The organism is Microcystis sp. M44BS1, assembly GCF_020244875.1.
GTDB classification, from domain to species: domain Bacteria; phylum Cyanobacteriota; class Cyanobacteriia; order Cyanobacteriales; family Microcystaceae; genus Microcystis; species Microcystis panniformis.
The window spans coordinates 25,161-46,042 of the sequence record NZ_JADBVM010000285.1 but is presented as its reverse complement, the minus strand read 5'-3'; the positions used below and the strand labels follow the sequence as shown (position 1 = coordinate 46,042).

General features: G+C 40.1%; 25 protein-coding genes. 9 read left to right on the top strand and 16 right to left on the bottom strand.

Annotated elements, in window-relative coordinates; genetic code table 11:
* The first annotated feature begins 54 nt into the window (after positions 1-54).
* Entirely contained in the window at positions 55-783 is a 729-nt protein-coding gene (locus tag IM515_RS21800; protein WP_193956955.1) for a GDSL-type esterase/lipase family protein, read from the top strand.
* 197 nt (positions 784-980) lie between these two features.
* Here IM515_RS21800 and IM515_RS21795 read toward each other — a convergent pair whose 3' ends face one another.
* Positions 981-1,397 carry a type II toxin-antitoxin system VapC family toxin gene (locus IM515_RS21795; protein WP_287627271.1) on the bottom strand — a complete coding sequence of 139 codons (417 nt, stop codon included), beginning with the start codon at positions 1,395-1,397 and terminating at the stop codon, positions 981-983.
* On the bottom strand, positions 1,390-1,665 hold the full coding sequence (locus tag IM515_RS21790) for a hypothetical protein (RefSeq protein ID WP_287627270.1): 276 nt from the start codon (positions 1,663-1,665) through the stop codon (positions 1,390-1,392). Before IM515_RS21790 ends, IM515_RS21795 begins: the two co-directional genes overlap by 8 nt.
* Positions 1,666-2,103: 438 nt before the next feature.
* On the opposite strand from IM515_RS21790, the gene IM515_RS21785 reads away from it, so the two are divergent.
* Complete coding sequence (locus IM515_RS21785; protein ID WP_287627269.1) at positions 2,104-2,754, top strand: TIGR04282 family arsenosugar biosynthesis glycosyltransferase; 651 nt, start codon at positions 2,104-2,106, stop codon at positions 2,752-2,754.
* Here the strand turns inward: IM515_RS21785 and IM515_RS21780 are convergent.
* The 5 genes from IM515_RS21780 to IM515_RS21760 form a co-directional block, all read right to left on the bottom strand.
* Positions 2,716-3,228: a L,D-transpeptidase gene (locus IM515_RS21780; protein WP_287627268.1), complete on the bottom strand. Its 513-nt coding sequence runs from the start codon at positions 3,226-3,228 to the stop codon at positions 2,716-2,718. The genes IM515_RS21785 and IM515_RS21780 overlap by 39 nt on opposite strands.
* Before the next feature lie 78 nt (positions 3,229-3,306).
* Complete coding sequence (locus IM515_RS21775; RefSeq protein WP_002768930.1) at positions 3,307-3,612, bottom strand: DUF6464 family protein; 306 nt, start codon at positions 3,610-3,612, stop codon at positions 3,307-3,309.
* 59 nt (positions 3,613-3,671) lie between these two features.
* Positions 3,672-4,079 (bottom strand): adenosylmethionine decarboxylase, encoded by a 408-nt coding sequence (gene speD, locus IM515_RS21770; protein WP_002735723.1) that lies wholly within the window; start codon positions 4,077-4,079, stop codon positions 3,672-3,674.
* 160 nt (positions 4,080-4,239) lie between these two features.
* Entirely contained in the window at positions 4,240-4,893 is a 654-nt protein-coding gene (locus tag IM515_RS21765) for a DUF4335 domain-containing protein (protein WP_002768934.1), read from the bottom strand.
* Positions 4,894-4,895: 2 nt separating this feature from the next.
* Positions 4,896-5,522, bottom strand: a complete 627-nt coding sequence (locus IM515_RS21760) for a DUF3038 domain-containing protein (RefSeq protein ID WP_002768936.1) — start codon at positions 5,520-5,522, stop codon at positions 4,896-4,898.
* Between the two features lie 98 nt (positions 5,523-5,620).
* On the opposite strand from IM515_RS21760, the gene IM515_RS21755 reads away from it, so the two are divergent.
* The 5 genes from IM515_RS21755 (at position 5,621) to IM515_RS21735 (ending at position 8,701) form a co-directional block, all read left to right on the top strand.
* A complete protein-coding gene (locus IM515_RS21755) occupies positions 5,621-6,139 on the top strand; it encodes an adenine phosphoribosyltransferase (RefSeq protein WP_002742074.1) in 519 nt (172 codons plus the stop codon).
* 10 nt (positions 6,140-6,149) lie between these two features.
* On the top strand, positions 6,150-7,211 hold the full coding sequence (locus IM515_RS21750; RefSeq protein WP_072924375.1) for an ABC transporter permease: 1,062 nt from the start codon (positions 6,150-6,152) through the stop codon (positions 7,209-7,211).
* A 160-nt stretch (positions 7,212-7,371) separates the two neighbouring features.
* Positions 7,372-7,680 (top strand): hypothetical protein, encoded by a 309-nt coding sequence (locus IM515_RS21745; RefSeq protein ID WP_002737657.1) that lies wholly within the window; start codon positions 7,372-7,374, stop codon positions 7,678-7,680.
* A gap of 3 nt (positions 7,681-7,683) precedes the next feature.
* Positions 7,684-8,562, top strand: coding sequence for an SDR family oxidoreductase (locus IM515_RS21740; protein WP_287627267.1), 879 nt, complete (start codon positions 7,684-7,686; stop codon positions 8,560-8,562).
* On the top strand, positions 8,549-8,701 hold the full coding sequence (locus IM515_RS21735; protein WP_287627266.1) for a hypothetical protein: 153 nt from the start codon (positions 8,549-8,551) through the stop codon (positions 8,699-8,701). The genes IM515_RS21740 and IM515_RS21735 overlap by 14 nt, the downstream gene beginning before the upstream one ends.
* 203 nt (positions 8,702-8,904) lie before the next feature.
* Here the strand turns inward: IM515_RS21735 and IM515_RS21730 are convergent, their stop codons facing one another.
* The 9 genes from IM515_RS21730 to IM515_RS21690 all read right to left on the bottom strand — a co-directional run bounded on the left by IM515_RS21730 (position 8,905) and on the right by IM515_RS21690 (position 19,125).
* Positions 8,905-10,203, bottom strand: a complete 1,299-nt coding sequence (locus IM515_RS21730) for a serine hydrolase (protein WP_287627265.1) — start codon at positions 10,201-10,203, stop codon at positions 8,905-8,907.
* Positions 10,204-10,376: 173 nt separating this feature from the next.
* Positions 10,377-11,231: an ARC6/PARC6 family protein gene (locus IM515_RS21725; RefSeq protein WP_287627264.1), complete on the bottom strand. Its 855-nt coding sequence runs from the start codon at positions 11,229-11,231 to the stop codon at positions 10,377-10,379.
* Positions 11,232-11,259: 28 nt separating this feature from the next.
* Positions 11,260-12,534 (bottom strand): vWA domain-containing protein, encoded by a 1,275-nt coding sequence (locus IM515_RS21720; protein WP_287627263.1) that lies wholly within the window; start codon positions 12,532-12,534, stop codon positions 11,260-11,262.
* 13 nt (positions 12,535-12,547) lie between these two features.
* The gene (locus IM515_RS21715) at positions 12,548-13,654 is read right to left on the bottom strand and encodes a hypothetical protein (RefSeq protein ID WP_287627262.1); all 1,107 of its coding nucleotides are present in this window, start codon (positions 13,652-13,654) and stop codon (positions 12,548-12,550) included.
* Between the two features lie 11 nt (positions 13,655-13,665).
* Positions 13,666-16,329, bottom strand: a complete 2,664-nt coding sequence (locus tag IM515_RS21710) for a hypothetical protein (protein WP_287627261.1) — start codon at positions 16,327-16,329, stop codon at positions 13,666-13,668.
* Between the two features lie 4 nt (positions 16,330-16,333).
* Complete coding sequence (locus IM515_RS21705) at positions 16,334-17,248, bottom strand: hypothetical protein (RefSeq protein WP_287627260.1); 915 nt, start codon at positions 17,246-17,248, stop codon at positions 16,334-16,336.
* 10 nt (positions 17,249-17,258) lie between these two features.
* On the bottom strand, positions 17,259-18,080 hold the full coding sequence (locus IM515_RS21700) for a hypothetical protein (RefSeq protein WP_287627259.1): 822 nt from the start codon (positions 18,078-18,080) through the stop codon (positions 17,259-17,261).
* A 19-nt stretch (positions 18,081-18,099) separates the two neighbouring features.
* A complete protein-coding gene (locus tag IM515_RS21695) occupies positions 18,100-18,873 on the bottom strand; it encodes a hypothetical protein (RefSeq protein ID WP_287627258.1) in 774 nt (257 codons plus the stop codon).
* Positions 18,874-18,987: 114 nt separating this feature from the next.
* Positions 18,988-19,125: a hypothetical protein gene (locus tag IM515_RS21690; protein ID WP_287627257.1), complete on the bottom strand. Its 138-nt coding sequence runs from the start codon at positions 19,123-19,125 to the stop codon at positions 18,988-18,990.
* Between the two features lie 68 nt (positions 19,126-19,193).
* On the opposite strand from IM515_RS21690, the gene IM515_RS21685 reads away from it, so the two are divergent.
* Together IM515_RS21685 and IM515_RS21680 are read left to right on the top strand one after the other, a co-directional pair.
* Positions 19,194-19,901, top strand: a complete 708-nt coding sequence (locus tag IM515_RS21685; protein WP_081417826.1) for a sigma factor — start codon at positions 19,194-19,196, stop codon at positions 19,899-19,901.
* 18 nt (positions 19,902-19,919) lie between these two features.
* Positions 19,920-20,840 carry a DUF1822 family protein gene (locus IM515_RS21680; protein ID WP_287627256.1) on the top strand — a complete coding sequence of 307 codons (921 nt, stop codon included), beginning with the start codon at positions 19,920-19,922 and terminating at the stop codon, positions 20,838-20,840.
* The last annotated feature ends 42 nt before the right edge of the window (positions 20,841-20,882 follow it).

Below are 20,882 nucleotides of genomic sequence, written 5' to 3'. Positions count from 1 at the left end.
GTTTAACCAAATTCGTTTACAAGTGTAAAGGACAACCGATTCGATCGAGCGATCATGCCAACTCTTTCTCGTTTACCTACTAAAGACAAAGCCCTAATCATGACCCATCCCCTCAAAATCGTCGCTTTAGGTGATAGCCTTGTGTATGGCTATGGCGACCCCGTGGGTGGCGGTTGGGCCGAGCGCCTACGTCGTTTGTGGATGGAAAGTGCCGGTCATGCCCTGTATAATTTGGGGATTCGCGGCGATCGAGTGGTACAAGTGTCCGAACGTTTAGAACAGGAATTTCGTCTCAGGGGGGAAATTCGCAATCGTCTCCCTGACCTGATTCTTCTCTCCGTCGGTGTTAATGATACAGCCCGTTTAGGCCGGCCCGATGGTCGTACTTATACCGATCAGGATCTTTTTCAAACTCAAATCGAACATTTACTCACCCGGGCCCGTTCTCTTTGCCCGGTTTTGTTTGTAGGTATGATTCCGGTAGATGAGCGGAAAATGCCCTTTTTAGATTGCTTTTACTTCAACCATGGCGATCAGTATAGTTTTAAGGAAACCACTAAACAAGCTTGTCTAGAACAAAATATTCCCTATCTCGATTTATTTGATCTCTGGATGAACCGGGGTGATCTGTGGTGCCAAGAAAGATTAATGGAAGATGGACTTCATCCCAATGTGCAAGGCTATCAATCAATTTTAGAGGATATTTTAAACTGGTCGCCCCTCACCTCCTTTGTTGGTGTGGATAGTTTTATTCAACCTTTCACAGGAATTGCACAAAAGTGATGTCCTCTATTCTCAGTGGACCTAACGGCGTTACAGAAACCAGAAGAGCCGGTAAAGAAACCGGTCAAACCCTGTTAGTCTAAACTCCAGATCTGAGAAACGCTGTAAGTATTACTAACTAGGGCTTGCTGAAAATTACTGAAAGCCCTATTTAGTCAAGTTTTTAATTTCATTAGTCATTCTCGAAATTCAGCTAGCTACTTGAGTAAACGGATAAAACCCGCTTGCTCAAAATGCTGATCAGTTGTCAAAGCTTCCTGAATTTCCATTTGTTGCATCACAATAAAAGATGTGCAGTCAACCAACGACCAAGCTTTGTCTATCCTACTTTTGCAGAGTGTCCAAGCTAGAGTATCAGTCACATCGTCAATGTGAACGATCTCAATGTAAGTCGCTGTCTTAATAGCATCGATGATTTCAAAGATACGTGAACGAGAAACCCGAAGTGGACTGTTTACTAGCGCTACCAGTTCAGCAATTATGTAGTTTGTTGTATAAATCCTTTTTTGCTCTTGGAAAGCTAGGCAAAAATACTGCTCTGCCTGTGGATAGTAGGGTTGATTAGCAACAAAAAGACTTGCCCAACCTGACGTATCAACAAACAAACTACTCATGCACTTTTAGCTCCTGATACAGAGCTTGTCCAATGTAGTAGTCATGGTTTTCTGCTAAATCAGGAACGTCTATATCCAAAGAGCCAATTAACCGTAGAAGCGGGTCTGTTTCTACTTGTTGTTCTGGGTTTAATTGAGATGAGATTGTTAATTGCTGTGACAATACTTGTAACATGATTTCTTCTGGGGATTTATTCAAGCGTTCTGCTTGGACAGTCAGTGCTTGCGCTAAATCGTCTGAAAGAGTAATTGTAAATGTTCTGGCCATGCCTTTTCCTTCTGATTGAACTGCACCTATTTTAATTGATTGCAATAGCCTAATGCAGTAGCAAGGGAGATGTGCAAAAGCCTGTTTTATTGGGTTTACTGCCTCCTATTGTGAAAAGCTTCATGCAGTAAGGGTTTTGTCAATTACTTTCTCAGAAGTAGTAGTAGTAGGTTGGGTTGAGGAACGAAACCCAACACAGAATTAAATAACCAACTAAAATAATCTATACTAAGCCAATAAAGCCTGTTTTATTAGCTTTCCTGCCTCCTATCGACAGTAGGCTAAAACTAATAAGTGGGTGGGTGGAATTAAATATAAGATGAACGTAGGTTGGGTTGAAGCATGAAACCCAACGCCTGCATGGGTTACGCTACCGCTAACCCATCCTACAAATAATTTTGCCTCCCTACTTAATTAATATCATCGTCGCAATTACTCGTGGACTGGAGACAACAACTGATTATTTTTACCCGTTATCCGGAATTGGGGAAAGTAAAAACCCGTATGATTCCAGCTTTGGCAGCCGAGGGAGCCGAAGAATTGCACCGCAAACTGGCCGAATATACTCTCAGTAAATTAGCGGGTTTGAGGAATTTTCTCTCTCTGATCATCTACTACCATGGGGGCAGCGAGGAAAAAATGCGTACTTGGTTAGGTGAGCATTATTCCTATCATTCTCAACGGGGAAAAGACTTAGGAGAAAAGATGCAAAATGCTTTTGCCGATGGTTTTGCTCAAGGGATGACAGCGATCGCTATTATTGGCACAGATTGCCCAGAAATCGGGGAAAAAGAGATTTTAGCAGCCTTTGAGGCCCTAAAAACCCACGATATGGTTTTAGGGCCGGCGTTAGATGGAGGATACTACCTAATTGCTTTAAAACAGGTCTTTCCAGAGCTTTTTGACGGTATTCCCTGGGGGACGGGGGAAGTCTTGGCGAAAACCCAGACAATCGCCGCTAAACTGGCTTTAAAGACCGCTTATCTGCCTAAATTAGCCGATATTGATCGCCCGGAAGACCTGCCTATCTTAAAAAAATACCTGCCGGAATTAAGGTTGAACGATGACAGGGGTTCCCATGCGGACTAAATCAAACAACACTTTCACATCCCGATTCCGCATCCGCACACAACCATGGGAAGCGGCAGTACCGAGGGAATTTTCCGCGGGGGTGCCGTGAAAACCGATGGAATTTTTGCCGTCACTCCAAAAACCGATCCATCTTTCCCCTAGGGGACTATTGGGACCGGGGGTGCTGACTTTGCCTGTCCAAGGACTTTTCCAGACGGGATTGCGAACTAATTCCCGCACTTCAAATTTACCGGTGGGGGTTTCCCAGCCTTTTTTGCCGACGGCGACGGTAAATTGTGCTAAAAGTTGCTTATCTTGATAAACGTAAACTTTTCTCTCTTTCAGTTTTAGGACCAGATGGGTAGCGAGAGTTTGATTGGCTGCCGTATTCGGGGTGACGGTGCTGATTTGGTTAGCTTGGGCCGGATATACGGGTAAACAAGTTAATCCTAATCCGATGATTAAGAGGGTCAAATTTCGTTTGAACGCCATTGTTCCCACACTCCTCAATTGCGATAGCGATAATTTTTAAGGATAGCAAATAGGGAACTTTTTGGAAGCTCAAGCCGCTTATACTGTGCCAGTTTTAGCTTCGTACTGCCGACAACCTTCACAAGGACCCGGGGGATTAACCGCACAACGCAAATGGGGGGAATAGGCATTAAAACGACAACTAAGATCACCGATAAAGGCCGGTTTATTTTCTGTCCCTGGAGGGATTGACAAAAAATCACTGGCCATCACCGTGCTGTATTCGTGACGATAGCGAATCCCTCTCAAACGGTTGCTTAATCTCTGTTGGGATCGGTTAATTAACCAGAGACTAAGCAGAGAGGGAAAGAGAGCGAGGATAAAAACAAAGGTTATCCTGATCACGATTTCAGTTTAGGCGATCGCCAGTGCTGCTAACTTATTATCGAGGCCGGCGCTAGAAATTAGGCCATAACTAGGGAAGACTTAAGGGGTTCTTCCTTTTTGCTTTCATAAACTGCCCCAGAACTGGGGAATCCTCTGGTTAGTTCCCGGACTTTAATCTCACCTGCTTGCAGGGATTTGGTCAAAATTTCCATGGCAACCACGGGTTTACCGGCACCACAGAAGAATAAATCGGCGGCGAAATAGCCGTGTTCAGGCCAGGTGTGGATCGCGATATGAGATTCAGCTAAAGTCGCCGTCGCGGTAACTCCGTGGGGACTGAACTGGTGGACACACAAATCGATCAGCGTTGCTTCTCCTGCCGTAATTCCATCGAGGATAGCGCGACGAATGCGCTCGGGATCGTTGAGGAGGTCAGCAGGTACTTGCCAAGCATCGACAATCAAATGGGTTCCCAGTTTGGTCATTTTTTTTTCAATACTCCCTATCGAAAAACCTTCACAGATTTGCCAGCATAACACAATTTTCTAACTTGTGCAAAAAAGATCTGGTTTTTTTCGGTTACTTTCTCTAAAAACTGGGACAGAGCAGTGTGTGGGGTGTGGGGAAAAGCGCAAGGGACTAATTTTATCTGGGAGGGGGGACAGGATTAGTGGGGACGGTGGGACTGGGAGAAGCGGCAGGAATGGGGGGATTTTCGGGTTTACGGACTTGGGGGACGGGTAACAGATAGAAAAGTAGGGCGCAAGCGACAAGACTGCCTAATCCTGCCAAAAAAGGCACTGTTCGACTGGCCACCGATTCATTAACCTTATGGTAGCGACGGGAAACTGGCTGTAATTTCAGGGTTAGGTCAGGTAAAGTGCGAGTATCTGCAAAAAATTGGTCAATCGCTTCTATTAAATCGAATAACTGCACGGTACTGATTTCTATCTTGACCGGACTTTCTGGGATATTCAAGTCCGTTGATGGATACCAAACGAGACGATGGAGATTCTGGTCAATCTTTTCTAGGTACACATGATCTGGTTCATGGACGGGGTCTTGGGGATGACGAACACCACTCAAAAATTCTTGGGCATACTGACTGACCGCTTGTACTAAATTTTCCAAGAAAACCCGACCACCTTGCAGGACTTTATTGGCCCCGATTAACCGACATTCTACGTTAGTCAAAATTGAGAGTAAAGGTCGGCTATCACCGGGATTAGCTGGGGCGAAATCATCGCCGAAACCATCGAGAATCAGGGTACAATTGGGCAAGCTATACTGTCTTCTCATTTCTACACGATCTCCCCATCAAATAAACTAATCCAAAACCGCTGCATTCCCGTCGTACCAGTACAAAATAATAACCGATCGAGGAGGGATAAAGCCAGTTCATTTAAAGCATTTTCATCGGCTAGATAAACCGATACTTTGGCCCGACGGGGGTTCATGCGACTGCGAAAATTGGAGCGAAATCTTTCTAGGTATTCTGATAAAAGAAAATTATTATCCACGGGTAAACCCTTTGATTCCATCTGTTGCCGCGCTAACAGTAATTGTCGGATGGATATAGCTAGGGGTTTGGCCCGATAACTGGCAATGATAACTAAAGCTTTTGCTTGGTCAAGGGTGAGACGGTCGAGGGTGTAGGAAATTCGCCAGGGATTAGTACAGCGTAAGCGCCAGAAAATAATCCGGTTTCTGACAATTTTATCGAGTCCTAGTTCTTTACAGAGGGCTAACAGGGCCTCCCCAGCACCGACTTCTAAGGATTCCAACGCTAATAGCATTAAATCGATATGCTGTTGGAGATGTAGGGCGCATTGCTGACTGGCAATCGGAAAATCGGGTAAAACGCTTAAAATAACTGGTTTTTCTGGGGCTGATGCTGTAGATTCGGGCGTTAGGCTAGTAGGGGTCATGATATAGGATAACTAAAACACAAGGGCGATCGAGTCAGGATATTGTAAATTGTATTGTATAGATAGCTGTCCCCCATTTTACGAGACACGGAAACCGAATGGATCTGAAATCACTGATTCGCGATATTCCTGACTTTCCCAAACCGGGTATTGTCTTCCGCGATATTACCACCCTACTCAATCATCCCCAAGGATTACGTTACACGATCGATACCCTAACGGCAAAGTGTCGCGATTACGGTTTATCCCCCGATTATATTGTCGGTATGGAATCGCGGGGTTTTCTCTTTGGGGTTCCTTTAGCATACCAATTAGAAGCGGGATTTATTCCCGTCCGGAAACCGGGCAAATTACCCGCCGCCGTTCACAGTATCGAGTATGATTTGGAATACGGAAGCGATAGCCTCGAAATTCATCAAGATGCGGTGGCATCCCATCATAAAGTCTTAATTGTCGATGATTTAATCGCGACGGGAGGGACGGCGAAAGCAACGGCCGATTTATTAGAAAAAATTGGTTGTGAGGTGTTAGGATTTGCCTTTATCATCGAGTTAATCGACCTCGGTGGTCGGGAAAAATTACCCGATTTACCAATTATTACCATTATCGATTATTAGGTTTTTTTCTATGACGGCGACTGATGATAATTATAAGGATGCCACCGCTCGATCGAGTGCTAATGGGTTACAATCTCTCCTAACTAGCGAAACTTTTTTGTATATTGTCAAGCGTGTTCTCCAGGGTTTATTAACTCTGTTGTTGGCCTCGGCTTTGAGTTTCGCTATTATCCAATTAACCCCCGGCGGGTTTCTGGCTTTGCTTGACCTGAATCCCAAGATTAGTCAGGAAACTAAAGAACAATATATTGCCCTTTTTGGTTTAAAAGACCCGCCGATTGTCCAGTATTTTAAATGGTTGTGGCAAGTGGTAACTCAGTTTAATTTTGGTCTGAGTTTTACCTATTTTCGTCCCGTGTCTTCCCTATTATTAGAGAGAATTCCAGCGACGTTATTAATGTCTTTGACTTCCATCATTTTAACCTGGGCGATTGCAATTCCCTTGGGCATTCTCAGCGCCGTCAAACAAAACCAATTTATCGATAAATTTTTCCGAGTTATCAGTTATCTTGGTCAAGGTTTCCCCAGTTTTATCACTGCCCTTTTACTGCTAATTCTCGCCCAAAATGTCTCGCCGCTTTTACCGGTGGGTGATATGACCAGTATTAACTATTCGGAATATTCCCCTATCGGTAAAGTTTTAGATATCGCTTGGCACATGATTTTACCAACTATTGCCCTGACAGTTACCAGTTTTGCAGGATTACAAAGATTGATGCGGGGACAATTATTAGATGTTCTGCGACAGGATTATATTCAAACTGCCAGGGCGAAAGGTTTACCGGAAAATAAAGTTATCTATGTCCACGCTTTACGCAATGCTATTAATCCCCTGATAACTCTTTTGGGCTTTGAATTTTCCAGTTTGTTAAGTGGGGCATTTATCGCCGAATTTTTCTTTAACTGGCCCGGATTAGGTCGCTTAATTCTGCAAGCTGTGACGGCTAAAGATTTATATTTAGTTATGGGCAGTTTAATGATGGGTGCTACTATGTTGATTATCGGTAATCTTCTGGCTGATTTACTTCTCAAAGCTGTAGATCCTAGAATTAAATTGGAGGATTTAAAGTAGGGGAAATGGGTAAATTTTATCAGTTATCAGTAAACAGTAATCAGTTATCAGTGGGGAGATGGGGAGATGGGGGAAATTTCAACTAAAACCCTAAAACCCTAAAACCCTAAAACCCAATCCCCAACCCCTTTTTTCCTTATCACTTTTTATCTAACCAACTATGTTAGCAACTACTCATTATTTACTCAGGTCAAAACAAGACGGACAATACCTAGTAGCGCGTCTGAGAAAAGGTGAAAGCGAAACTCCGGCTAGTTATCTGCTTCTGTTTAAAGAATCCTACGATGCTTTAAGTTATATCAATACCCATGCTCAGGATTTAGCCAATAATTTTTCTGTGGAAACTCTCTCAGGAACACAATTAAAGGGACTGATGCAGCGATGGGGATTTGCAGGAATTGGTTTAGTTAGTGAACCTTTGGAACCACAGGTGCAGTTTTTAGCCTACGAAAAAGGATTTAATCTCTAAACTATGAAAACGCTGTTAATCACTGGAGTTAGTGGGTTTTTAGGTTGGCATATTTATCAAAAAACTCGCTCATCTTGGGACAGTTTTGGTACATACCTTAATCACAATGTCAATAGTAATAACCCAAATTTAATTAAAGTTAACTTAACAGACTTAGCCGCAGTTAAAGAACTTTTTCAACAGATTAAACCCGACGCAGTAATTCATGGGGCTGCCCAATCAAAACCGAATCTCTGTCAAGAATTTCCCCAAGCATCCGAGGCAATTAATCTGACAGCTTCTCTAGAAATTGCCCGTTTATGTAGTCAATATCAAATACCGCTAGTTTTTACCTCTACCGATTTGGTTTTTGATGGTAAAAATGCCCCCTATTCCGAAAATGATCCCGTTTCTCCAGTCAGTATCTATGGTAAGCAAAAAGTAGCGGCAGAAAAGGGCATTTTAGCAGTATATCCTCGGGCAGCTATTTGTCGAATGCCTTTGATGTTTGGTACCCCTTCTCCCAGCGCTAATAGTTTTCTGCAACCCTTTTTAAAAACCCTGCAAGAGGGAAAAGAATTATCTCTATTTACCGATGAATATCGGACGGCTGTTGGGGTTAATAGTGCGGTGAATGGTTTACTTTTGGCATTAGAAAAAGTGCAAGGGATTATTCATCTGGGGGGTAAAGAAAGAGTTTCTCGTTATCAATTTGGTTTACTAATGGCGGCAGTTTTTAACCTTCCTAGGCAACAAATAAAACCCTGTTTACAGTGCGATGTTCCCATGAGCGCACCGCGTCCGCAGGATGTTTCTCTTGATAGTTCTCTCGCTTTTTCTTTGGGTTATCAACCATTAAGTAATAAAACCGAATTAGAGGCAATTAGAGATGAAATTACCTGAACAAAAGCGGACTATATTAATCATCTTACTCCTGTTTTTAACCGCTATTCTCATGACCAATTATTTTGAGGTAGGGATGACGGGAGTGTTAGCTTTTTTCGTTGCCTATCTTTCTAAAGGATTGCGAAAAGTTAAGTAGGGTATGTTGAAAAAGCCTGAAATGCCGATAGGAAAAATAAAATATCCTAAAAGTCCTGCACTTTTTTTATTCAGTACAGATGTATAGAATCTCGGCGGCAACTCCATCAGAACCAGAATCATTTGAATTATCCTTTGCAATTTAATTGGCGTATTTACCTGCTTATTTTCCCGACTTCTCTCCTATTTTAGTCTTTTATTAAGTCATTTTTTAAGCATTTGGTTATAAACTTGTCGTGAAAGAATTGGGAAAAACTCTTTGTCTTGATAAAACTTTTTTTCATCTCCAAAGACAACTAAAATATAATGAGCTTTGTTATCAGGACTGACGATAATAGCCGCATCATTTCGATTATTAAATGTCCAGCCCATCTTAGCATAAAATTGAGTGTTAACGGGGAGAGATTGACCTAAAAAGTCTTGGATAGGATTAAAAGGTTTTTCTTTCCACGCTTGAGGATGTAAATCTCGTTTAATTAATTGTTTAATCGCTTGGCTATAAGCTGGCGAAATGGCTTGTTCTTGCTCAATTTCGAGAAGCAATCTAGCAACGCTATAGGTATTTAAATAATTTCGTCTCGGTGGTGAGCTTTTGCCGTTAAGCTGACGAATTTGTTGGTCTGGTCCGGCTGGATCCTCGAGTAGATTGGGGATAGGAAAAGTTTTCTGACTAATATTAAGGGGGTAATTAACAGAATCAACAAAATAGGATGCAAAAAAATCATTAAGAGCATAACGTTTTCTTCTCCATTCGTTGAGTTTTTCTGGTGTGAGGTCTTTTTGACTCGATTTGGTTTGAGTAATATTATCAACAATAATACTAGCTGATTCATTATCGGAATCTTTAATCATTTTAGAAATAACTTTGAGTTTTTCTGGAGGAATTTGATTCGGCTCAATTCCTTGATAATAATATTGACTATAGAGAACTACTAGCCAGAAAAGCTTGACAATACTAGCCGGATATCTAAATTCACTATCTTGATAAGCAGCATAAGCGCAACATTCAGATTGATTTAAGTCAACTAAACTGATAGATAATTTATCTATTGGTAACTTTCTAGATCGAGCTAAACTTACAATATTGTCAACGATTTTTTGCAATTCTTGATCTTGATAAAAAGTAGGTGACTGTTTAACGTTATAAGTTAGCTGATTAGGTTGACTAGGAAGTTGAGGTGTTAAAGGTGTTAGGGAAAAATCATTAACGGGCGTTTTTCTAGGCAGATTAGTTATATTTTGCGAGCTTACTATCAGGTTAATTTGATAATCTAAGTTATCTTCTTGCGTTTCTATGACTAGGGAATAGTCGCCTGTTTCGGACAGAATTGTTTTATAATCTCCTTGAAGATTTTGGGATTTATTACTTGGAAAAACCAGGCTTATTTTTTGATTAGTTGTTAATTGTAATTGCTGCCCTTGAATTCCCTGAAATTCATAACATAGGGTTTTATTGGGAGCAACTTTACCTTCAATGGATTTAGGGACACTGTTAATTAACAATAATTTAGTTGTCGTACAGGATGCCTTTTTGGAGGAGTTTAAGATGAGATACAGAGCGATTGCAGATGTTATAAAAAAAGAAATTAAGATGGGCAAAAACCTAGACCATTGGATATGGTAAGTCTTCGATTGTGTTCTGACTTTTATTGACTTTCTTCTTTTTCTTTCCATGATTAAGTTCCTACCTTATAGTTAATAATTTTCCAATTTCCACTCTCTTTTTTAAACCAATAGGTAACATTTTTTTGATAAGTCTGGGTTGGGGTTCCACATCCGGCACTTCTGGGACCATGGAGTGTAAGTTGTTCCGTTACATTGACTGTTATTGAAGGTGACGAACCTGAAGGATCAAAGGAGACTATCCGATTAATATTGGAAAAATCATAAGTATAATAACAGCCTTTAGAGCGCAGCCAACCCACTGTCCCCCCACAGATTCCATCATTACATTTTTCTAAGGTATTAGAATAAAGTTCTCCGGTGGCGTATTGCTTCACTAAGCTGTCGTCAAAAGAAGAACCGAAAGCCTGTCTTTTAATTTCATACCAACGTTTAACAAGTTTTTCTGCTTCATCTTGTGTGAGATCATGGGAAGGTGAGGGAGATGGAGAGAGTCTTGGTGTCGGTGTCGGGGAAGAAGCGAGCGTTCCTAAACTTATATCTATCTTAAAAGTTTTAGAGCCTTTGGGGGCAGCAATTTGCAGCAAATACTTTCCGTCTTCTGGCAATTTTGTTCCTTGTAAAATTTGATTATCTGGACTATAAAGCCACACACAGATATCATCATCTGTGTTATAGCTAAGGTTTTGTCCTGACTTTCCTGTAAAAGTGTATCCGACAGCTTTAGTGGCACTAACCTGATTAGATTTTGTGATAGTTTCAGTTGTTAGGTTAACATTTTCTAGATTTTCTGCCAGGAGAATAGCTGTGGGTTTTTGAGGACATTCTGAAGTTATTTGAGGTTGATTAAACTGAAAATTACAACTACTGAGAAAAAAGAGAGATGAATAAATAAAGATCTGTTTCATAACTTTACAAGTGCCGAAATATTTAGGATTAGTTCTGTTTTTCTTTTAACCATTTTCCCCAATAATAAAAAGGAATAACTCCTCCCAAACCAAGAGCAAGAAAAATACAAATAAGCATTAATATTCTGGTTTCTAAGGGAAGTGTCCGCCCAAAAAAATCAAGGGTATAAGGTTTAGATTGTGATGCTACTTTCTGAGTAAAAACTGTGGCTACATATTCGCCTCCCCGTCGAACGTTGGGTTGGATATAACTGATTTCGTATCGTCCTTGAATTGCATCAAGGAAAATTTCTAATTTCTCGGCAATTTCATCAGCATCACCAGCAAATTCAGTAACTCCTCCTGTTAACTTCGCAATTTCCGCTAACTGTTTTTGATCTACAAATTCTTTTTCTAGTTGCTCTCTAGTTGCTTGGGATAATTTTGGGTTATTAATATCTCCACGAACAGCAGGTTTACCTAAGGAATATTTTTTGCCTAATTGTTGTGGGGTTAAGCCATATCCTAGGGTATGAACAACAATATCTTTATTGTTCTGAAGATTGGCTAAAGTTTTCTGAATTTCTTGATAATTACTATTATTATCAAAGCCATCAGAAAGGAGAATAATTGAGAGTCGTGGTTGAGGTTTTAAAGGTTTTCCTTCTTTATCTTTAGGATAGAAACGACCTTCTTTATCGTTTTTAAAAAATTTGACGGTTTCTTTGAGAGCTTGATAGAAGTTGGTCGTTGCACAAGGAGTTTTATCCGCAAGACTACCTAGAAAATTAGTTAGTTTAACATCTTGCACTAAATTAAAATTATCGAGAGTTTCTGAAGTAACTTTTGGGTAATAATTACAGGCTCCAGGCTTGTCATTTTTACCTTCTACCCCAAAGGGAACAATAGATAAATAGGTGTTGCCTTTACGCTCTGAGGCTAATTTAATAAATGTTCCCAGCGCGTTAATTGCTGCATCTAATTTTCGCTTTCCTTTAGCAACCGCTTTGGCATCACATTTTGTGTTGAGAGCCTGAGAACAATTCATACTGCCACTAAAGTCGATGAGAACGACAATCCAAGCATCAGGAGGAGTCGTTTCTCGGGGAGACTTCCAGTCAAAAGGTAGTTGTTTTCCTTGATAATTTTTGTTGTTTTTTTTATCAAGAACTTTCAGCTGAAAGTCACTTTCAGCTAAACCCATAATCGGTTTACTTTCTTCTCCTGTCACTTGAATTTGAAGAGTCACTTTATCGTCGATGTCCTCAATATCTGTGATTTCAGGTTTAATTCCCCAAGCTGGGGTAATAAGAGCGCTTAACATAATCATTGATAAACTAAGCTTGTGGGTCAAGGAAGCGATTGTAGAAGACGAAACGATAGATTTTGGGTTCATCGGGGTTGTGGTTATCTTTAACATGGAAAGTTATCAGGTTATTGTGTTTAAGGGTAATTTCTTTGTTGTTAGTTAAACGTCTGCCATTGAGTTCAATAAGGTTGTAAGATGTTGGGTTAGGATCTAAAATGGCATCACGGCTGATAATTTTGATGTCAGCAATATGGGGGGGGAGTCCGGGGAGATAAATATCCGATCCTCTTTCTACACCATCAGAACCTTTAGTTTTGCGGACAGAACCAATTTTGATGATTCCTTTGGCGGGAAGTTGAATCGACAGTCCCTCTTCGATTTTTTCGGCATCCGATTCGCTGACAAATTTGAGCGTTTTATGGATGTTAGGAAAGACTGAATTTATGGATGTAAATTGAGGATCAATGCTTTCGAGTTCGGGAATGATTTTCCTGTACTCGAATCCTTTACCGGCTCTCAGTGCTGCCATGTAGCTAGGAGAATTAGTAATTGTAAAGGTTAGGCCGAGCAATAAGCCTAAAATGGCAAATCCGAGGGGATCTTCTGCTTTTCTAAACGCTTCTGAGGTGCCTAACCATTGACGAATAAATTCAAAGATTCCCACCGCTACTAAACTGGCAACACCCGCACCGATGATGCTAGTATATAACCGTTGTCGAAAGCGATCGCGATCCCCCGCTTCCATGCTGTAAAATTGCCAAGTAAGTCCTTCGGCTAATCCAACGGCTGCACCGACAAAAAGCCAACCTAAAAGTCTGCCTGGAAATTCAGCAACTCCAGATTGAATTAATAGCTGAAAGATTCCACCCGCAGCTAATCCGGCAATCAATCCGATTAAGGTGGCAATTAATAGGGGAACTAAAGCAATCCGAAAGTTGAGTTTAGGACGGGTGGGATTACTAATAAATATTTCATTCATTACCATCCCAATCCCTAAGGATATAGCGACGCAGGGGAAAAGAACCACCTCTGGAAACCGAGACAGGATTTTTAAATCAGTCAAGAAAATCTGACCGATATTCCAGCCAATTAAAGCCGAGGTTATTCCTGCTAGTATGTAAAGCCAAATTCTCATAGGTTTAAAAACTATCCTCTTGGGGGAGTTGACGAATCGATAATTGGGTTTACTTTACCGCAAATTGGTGGTTTATTACTTAATGTTTGACCTAGTTGAGCAGCTACATCACACTTCAAAAGGTTATAGGTATTCTTTCCATAGTTAATCACTCCATCAACATCAATCTTAATAGATTGCTCCTTTTTAAGTCTAGATTTAAGACTTTCTTGGTATTGTAAAATAGCTTTAACCCAAGCTTCTTTATCTGCTGTTTCAGTCATATTAGGAAAGGAAAGTCCAATTTCAGTTTTGGGATCAAGAACATTAATTACATTAGATGAAGATGAAACAGAAAAAGCCTCATCTAATTCTTTTACTAAATTTTCTAAACTAGATTTGGTCTTTTGTGGTTTATCAAATTCCGAGACGGCCTTTCTGATTGCTTCCTCTTCTGTTGGAGTCGGAGTTGGAGTTGGAGCGGGAGTTGGAGCCACTTTAACTTTAGAAAATCCTAGGTTTTTACAATTGTTAGCAGTTGCTTGAGTTGCTTGCAGTTGCATATTTTGAAGCAGATTACATTTTAGAGCTTGATAAGTTTTTCCATCCTTATCAATAATACCATCAATATCATCAGAATTAGATGGTGTAACTTTATATAATTGATAATACAATATAGACAAAATCCACTTTTCTTTATCTTTATTATCTTCTAGTTTATTTAGAGTCTTAAGCTCAAAAGATTTATTGGGATCGAGAATTTTTGAAATAGCTTCATCAATCTCATTCTTGTTAGGTTTAAAAGCATCTGCTCTAGTAGTTTGCTTCAAATCTTGTTGAATTTGTAGTAATGACCCTTTAGTCTTTGGAAAGCTTTTGATCGCTTTTTTAATAATCGGCGATTCTGAATTGTTTGATCCTCCGGGTAAACCGGGTACAGATAAATTAGCTAAATTCAATAATCTTTGAAGGAAAAATCCTCCTAAAGTGAATATAAGCAAAAAACAAATAATAGCAATAAAACAGCCAGATGCTCCACCTTTAACTTTAAGCAGATAAGATAGAAGCAACATTGCTATTTTTTTTATTTCTCTAAATACCAGTTCTTGCCGAGGTATATCTCTTTTAACTTTAATATCAAAATTCTTACCTTCATCTCCCTTCAATTTATGGCGTTTATATACGTCACTAGGAATCTTTTCCTGGGCGAGATGATAAAAGAAAACGGTTAAACTATTTCCTTGATATGATGTAACTTTTTCTTCTAGTTTATCAAATAGGCGAGCAAGATGGATGTATTTTTTAGTTTTTTGATCGGAATAAAAAGGATGATTCCAAACTTTGCTTAGGTCATCTATAATTTCTTGCCAAGGTGTATCATTTAATACATAAAATTTTTCTAAATCTTCCGTTAAATCTCCTTTTTCTTGGCTTAGATAACCTGCTTTTTTTGCTTTTTTCTTTAAATCTTTTTCCAGTTTTTTACTGGTATAAATTTTGTATATTCTGCACCAGAGTCCGCCGTTATTTAATAAGAGTTTAGCTGTAGCATCTATCAATTCTGGCTGTTCAATTACATTAACAATAAGTATATTAATACCTTGGGGGATTTTACTAAATATAGTAGGCGAAGTGGGGGAAGCAGCACCTGGTGGGTAGATTGCTCGTGAAATTTCCTGTTGAAAACTCTGAGATATTGGATAATAATCCTTCTCTTTTTTCATTATCCAAGCGACAAAATCTGGCAGCTTTTCAGGGCAAATGATGGCTTGTAGCGTCAAAAGACGTACTTTAAAGTTATCATAAATTTGTTGCTCATAAGCATCTTTAGAGCCTTCGCCTTCAAATATGTAATTCCAAAAGGTTGTATAATCCTGTTGAATTTTAGGATTGTTCAAAGCATCTTCGATAGGGGCTAAATTTTCTTGAAAGTTTCCAGTCCGGCAGGAATTCTTAATAGCAGTTCTAATTAGGGTTTCTTCGGGTATAGCTGGGGGAAGTTGAGGAATACTGTTTATTGTGGCTCTTATGGTCTCCTCTGCTTTTTTACTGGCGGGATGAATGACTAAAAAGCGATTTGGTTTCTCTAAAGCCTCTACATTACAGGCCCAAGAAATCAATTCATTATATCTTGCTGGGTCAGTTTTAGAGGCAATTTTATGAATGATTAAAGCAGTATATGGTGGCTGTTTTTGAGGAATAATTATCGGTCTTTCTCCTTCCCAAATCCCATCCAACTCAGGCGGAATATAGTCATTAATTTGAGTCCCAGTATCGTCATATTCTGTAAACCAATCGACTTGTTTATGATCGGAGGGGTTAAAAGTTGGCATTCCATTTTTCATGTACCAAGATACAAGATCAGTCAGCTTACCCCTTTCCTGACACAAGAAATAGCGATAGAGAGATGCACCCCGTCCCCGTTCATCCATCCCCCGTGTGACGACGGCAATGACTGACCAAGCCTCTCCATGATATTCCACTTCCCGTCCAATAATGGCGGGATTTTGGCTAGATGCGCCTTCAGAAACGGCAAATTCCCGATTTTTAATCGCTAACTGTACAGGTGTAGGAATTTTAGCAAGGGTTGAGTTCATGTACTCTCCCGAAAAACCCTGCGATTTCCACTCACCAGCACCGCCAGTGCCATCGACTAAAATACCCGTGCTAAATTCATGAATGTGAATAGTAGTCATTGTTTTAATCCTTATCTAATTCTTTGTGACGTTGACCGGTACAAAGCCAGTAAATCGGGGAAACTAAACCAAAGGGTCGCCACCGTCTCGGATCGCGGATAATAGAAGTTGTTCCTTGGCGATCGCGTTGTTTTTCGATCGAGTTGGGTTCGGGATAATTGGTTCCCAACGTACCAAAGGCAGAAGTGGCAAAATAGTCCACTTCACCTCCTCCCCTATCTACCCAGTTTTCTAATTTATTTTGCATCAGAGGAAAGCGTCTTTGTGTCAATTTTCTCGGTTCATGACGACTCACCCACAGTTGACTCAGTTCGCACTTACTAACCGCAAAAGCAACGCGGCGCTGTTTGGGATTAATATCCACCCTGTCTAAAGCCGCTAAAAATTTTTCTAGTCCAATAGCATAGTCTTTATCTTTGCGGTGAGAGGTTCCATCCACTAACAATAAAAGACCTGTAGCCACCACACAGTCTTCGAGATAGTCAACTAAGCGCGGATCGCCGGTTTTGTTAATGAGATCCCGAAGAAACTCGCCGGAATAATCTTTACAGTTAACATTGAGACGTATTGCGCTAGAAGATAGGCCTCTTTGCAGATTTTTCAAAGAAAATTGTTCTTTGAGAACAATACTTAATCCATAATCTTTGACTTCATCAACGGTGGCTTCCAGGGGAGTTGGTTCTAATTCTAGTCCCTGTTCCAAGATGTTCTGTGCCATGTTCATCAGTTGTGCGCTGGCTTCTTGGTTCCCCACTGGAGTCACCGATTGAACTGGACTATCGGCCTTAGCATTTGGCCAATAGGCGAGGGAAGCCATATAGGCGGTTTTACCAGCACTGCGATTGCCGATAACCCGTATTTCGGCATTGGCATCTTTTAATTCAGGAGCTTTTGGTTTTAACCAGTCAAACGCTTTCATTTTTGCTGCCTTAGTTTGTTTTTTTACTGAGCCAATAGAGAGGTTCAATTAGGTTATAAGGTTGCCATGAGTTTGGTTCTCTAATCACTGAAGCTGGCTCTCCTTTTTTAACCCGATCTTCTCGGTTAGGACGTGGATTATCTCTGCCTAAAACGCCAAAGGTAGAAAGGGCAAAAAAACGCAGATTCTGGGGAATAACTTTTGCTCGCAAGGTTTTAGTAGTTTCTCGTAAATGGACAGCGAACAAATCAATTTCTGGGTCAAGCCTACCGGGCCAAATTTCTCCTCTTTCGCATTTACTCATAACTATTGCTAACTTCAAATTCTGAGAACGACCCCGCTCATCCATTAATTTAAGGAATTGTTTCATGATTCTGTTATAAAAGTTATCAGTTCCGGGTTCCCATCCTGTTAGCATAATTAGACAGCCGATGACATCGGTAAAACATTCATTAATAAAATCTTCATGGATAGGCTTTCTTGCACTGGGACTGGCAATTGCCTCAAAGACTTCTCCGGGATAATCTCTAGCGGTTAATTGAAAAGTCTCCGTGGAACTATACCAATAGGGTTTGGCTGTGATACCAAAGGAATAAAACGGTAATTCATCTACTGACTCAATCTCTTGTCCGATGACAGTTCTATCTAGATCGGCCGCCTGTTTGAGAATATTTTCAGCTTTTTCTGCAAGTATTCTTGTGGCGGGATTTTGAGGATTGACAGTAAATAGTTTTTTGCCTTGTTTGTGTTCTTTGAAGTAGGATAAAGCCGCTAAATAGGTGGTTTTTCCTGCTGCTGTCGGTCCAATTACTACAATATTTCCACTGGTCATTTTTACTCCTATTTTAACTTTATTTTGCGAGATGACTGCCCAAATAAATCCAGGGGAGTTCTAATAATTTTCGATTATATATGCTCGTAATGAAACATCTAATTGTTAACCCTTGAATACTACGGTTAAGTTGATTGATTTGAGGGTGAATCGGTCGAAAATAACGCTGAAAAACATAGTTATCTCTCTCTTGCCATGTCATAGGTTGGAAATCAGGATTAAAAGCGAGTTTTCTGGCTTCTTCTTCGAGATCGATTGGGACTAAATCGGCTTTATTTAAACAGAGAAGAAGATGCCGAATTTTCGGACAATCTTGCTGGAAAAATTCAAGCCAACGGTCAAAACGATTACACCATTGTTGTCTGGTGATAAAGTCAGCTAGGTTTACTTGGCTGGTCGGTTTAATGATGTCCCGATAGGGCGGTAAAATCAACATAATTCCTTCAGCTTTTCTGATCGTTTCGAGAAATCTTTGCCACTCATCAGGTTGATTTTTTTGCCAAGATTTTCGCCAGATTTCACCGGGGGTGTCCAACCAATCCAAGGCAATCATTTTCTCTCCTGTGGGAAGGATGACATTAACTTCTATGTACTGCTCAAAAATTGCTTCGGGAGCGATACTACCAGTTGGTCTTGGAGAGCCAAGTTCTAGGTCTAAAAAAAATCCTCTAAGATACTGATAATCGGGATAAGTAACTTTGACATAATTTCCCCTGGGGTTAGCTAATTCCAAGACTAGGTGAGTTTTACCTGTGTCGCGATCGCCAATATAAATAACTCCCAAGCACTCCACCTCCTGATCAATGAGTCCTGATTGATAGCAACCAAACAGCGATCGTGTTTAGTTTCGGTTTTATATTACTTTCTCGTAGCGATGGCTGCTTTTTATGCAAAATTTATGATTATCTTAACATAAATTTACATTCTCGATAGTACCCCGCGCCACATCCACTCTGGCTGCGATACCGAAGGCAGTCCGGGAGCGAGATCGCAATTCCCTCAACAATTCCTCACAAAAAAGAATTTTAATTATCGGTTTTTGCATAAAATGCCAGTAACCTGACGAGTAGATAAAAGGGGTAGTGATCTAGAAAATGCAAGGAGAGTTCTCTGATGAGTAACCCAGACAGCAAACTTAAGCTTCTTGAAGAAATGGCACTTTTGGCTAAAAGCTCCCCTGCAAACAGCAAGGAGAGACAAAAATGGCTAACAAAACTAACCAATGAGATTCAAAACTCTAATAAAGTGTACTGTAAAAATATCTATAATTTTCCTAAGTCTGTCTATCAGGATATTTTTCACGAAGCTCTACAGCAGACTTTTTTAGAGATTTTTGAAAAAATTGATCTGTACGACCCAAGTAAAGGTAATGTCTTGGCATGGGTAAGTTTTTTGCTCGATAAGCGGTTTATCGATGCTGTCAGGGAACATTTAAAACTGCGACATAGACAAGATAATGGCAAGCGAATCAGAATTTATGAGCAATCTTTGGATGTTCCTCTCCAGTCGGAGCAATCAAGCTGGAACCATGCCCCAGATACTTCCTTGCTTGATATAATCCAGCAACCTGAGTCTCTCTCCCCCCAAAAAGATTGGGAGAGATTATGGGATTTTATCCAAAAAGATCCTAGAGATTGTTTTCGGCAGACTCACATAGAAAAGCATCCGGAGGCGAATTTTCAAGCAATCTGTATAAGGCGATTTAATGGACAATCTTGGAAGGAAATGTCAACAGAATGGGGAATCTCCCTAGCAACTTTAAGCAGCTTTTATCAACGCAGCGTTGATAAATTACAACCAATTTTTCAAGAATATCTTTAGAAATAGGAGACAAAAACCATGATGCCACTAGCTGAACGTTTAACTTTTACAGTCCCCCTGAGCGGTGCTGATTTTAAATTAGCTCAAAAGTTTAGTTGCGAGCAGAAAGATGCTGATAAAAGTAAACAGGTTTTTCTAAATACTTTAGCCGTGCTTGCTGTTAACTTTTACTGCCAGTGTTTGAAAGTAGAAACAAATTTAAAGGAAAGCATTATTGGGGATTATACTCGGCGAATTTTAATGGATAGTGCTGATTTAAAGATCGATGTTCTCGGTAAATTAGAATGTCGTCCGGTTTTGCCAAATGAAAATATCTGTTATGTCCCGTCCGAGGTATGGTCAGATCGAGTGGGTTATGTTGTGGTAGAAATTGATGAAGAAGCGAAGAAAGCTATTTTATTTGGATTTGTCGAGCAGATAGAAACTGACGAATTACCATTAGCTCAATTACCGGATATTGACAGTTTAGTTGATTTACTTCTTCTGGCTAAAAACAAACAATTTCGGGAAAGTCTGAAAAGAATTTTTGACAAGAATTATTGGAATGAGGATGAATCAGCAGAAATTTTAAAAGATAAACAGAAAAAGCTTGTTCGTAGAGATAGTCCTGCTCTACCTACAATCGATAAATCTATCACCTCTCCTCTCTGTAGAGCTAAATACATTACTCTGAAAAGACGGACATTTATTCTATTGGTTAGGATAACCCCTACAAAAGAGGGAAAGTTTCAACTTCTCGTGGAGGTTGAATCATCTAAAAAAATTCCATCTGATTTGAATTTGAAGCTATTATCTTTATCCGACCAAACTTTGAAGGCAAATCCGACAAAAGGAGATCATTACATCTCTTTGGAATATACCCTTCAATTGGGAGAGAGTTTTCAAATACAAGTGAAGCGAGCAGAGGAAAGTCACACAGAACAATTTTCTTTTGACTAAACCCTATTAGAACGGGATAATTTATCTAAATTTCTGATTAAA

What these genes read in the sequence shown, in the direction of transcription:
- IM515_RS21700 (WP_287627259.1), bottom strand. Translation starts at nt 18,080, where the DNA reads ATGACCAGTGGAAATATTGTAGTAATTGGACCGACAGCAGCAGGAAAA.
- IM515_RS21690 (WP_287627257.1), bottom strand. Translation starts at nt 19,125, where the DNA reads ATGCAAAAACCGATAATTAAAATTCTTTTTTGTGAGGAATTGTTGAGG.
- IM515_RS21750 (WP_072924375.1), top strand. Translation starts at nt 6,150, where the DNA reads ATGACGGCGACTGATGATAATTATAAGGATGCCACCGCTCGATCGAGT.
- IM515_RS21720 (WP_287627263.1), bottom strand. Translation starts at nt 12,534, where the DNA reads ATGTTAAGCGCTCTTATTACCCCAGCTTGGGGAATTAAACCTGAAATC.
- IM515_RS21680 (WP_287627256.1), top strand. Translation starts at nt 19,920, where the DNA reads ATGATGCCACTAGCTGAACGTTTAACTTTTACAGTCCCCCTGAGCGGT.
- speD (WP_002735723.1), bottom strand. Translation starts at nt 4,079, where the DNA reads ATGACCAAACTGGGAACCCATTTGATTGTCGATGCTTGGCAAGTACCT.
- IM515_RS21760 (WP_002768936.1), bottom strand. Translation starts at nt 5,522, where the DNA reads ATGACCCCTACTAGCCTAACGCCCGAATCTACAGCATCAGCCCCAGAA.
- IM515_RS21790 (WP_287627270.1), bottom strand. Translation starts at nt 1,665, where the DNA reads ATGGCCAGAACATTTACAATTACTCTTTCAGACGATTTAGCGCAAGCA.
- IM515_RS21745 (WP_002737657.1), top strand. Translation starts at nt 7,372, where the DNA reads ATGTTAGCAACTACTCATTATTTACTCAGGTCAAAACAAGACGGACAA.
- IM515_RS21705 (WP_287627260.1), bottom strand. Translation starts at nt 17,248, where the DNA reads ATGAAAGCGTTTGACTGGTTAAAACCAAAAGCTCCTGAATTAAAAGAT.
- IM515_RS21735 (WP_287627266.1), top strand. Translation starts at nt 8,549, where the DNA reads ATGAAATTACCTGAACAAAAGCGGACTATATTAATCATCTTACTCCTG.
- IM515_RS21795 (WP_287627271.1), bottom strand. Translation starts at nt 1,397, where the DNA reads ATGAGTAGTTTGTTTGTTGATACGTCAGGTTGGGCAAGTCTTTTTGTT.
- IM515_RS21715 (WP_287627262.1), bottom strand. Translation starts at nt 13,654, where the DNA reads ATGAGAATTTGGCTTTACATACTAGCAGGAATAACCTCGGCTTTAATT.
- IM515_RS21780 (WP_287627268.1), bottom strand. Translation starts at nt 3,228, where the DNA reads ATGGCGTTCAAACGAAATTTGACCCTCTTAATCATCGGATTAGGATTA.
- IM515_RS21800 (WP_193956955.1), top strand. Translation starts at nt 55, where the DNA reads ATGCCAACTCTTTCTCGTTTACCTACTAAAGACAAAGCCCTAATCATG.
- IM515_RS21740 (WP_287627267.1), top strand. Translation starts at nt 7,684, where the DNA reads ATGAAAACGCTGTTAATCACTGGAGTTAGTGGGTTTTTAGGTTGGCAT.
- IM515_RS21685 (WP_081417826.1), top strand. Translation starts at nt 19,194, where the DNA reads ATGAGTAACCCAGACAGCAAACTTAAGCTTCTTGAAGAAATGGCACTT.
- IM515_RS21725 (WP_287627264.1), bottom strand. Translation starts at nt 11,231, where the DNA reads ATGAAACAGATCTTTATTTATTCATCTCTCTTTTTTCTCAGTAGTTGT.
- IM515_RS21755 (WP_002742074.1), top strand. Translation starts at nt 5,621, where the DNA reads ATGGATCTGAAATCACTGATTCGCGATATTCCTGACTTTCCCAAACCG.
- IM515_RS21710 (WP_287627261.1), bottom strand. Translation starts at nt 16,329, where the DNA reads ATGACTACTATTCACATTCATGAATTTAGCACGGGTATTTTAGTCGAT.
- IM515_RS21765 (WP_002768934.1), bottom strand. Translation starts at nt 4,893, where the DNA reads ATGAGAAGACAGTATAGCTTGCCCAATTGTACCCTGATTCTCGATGGT.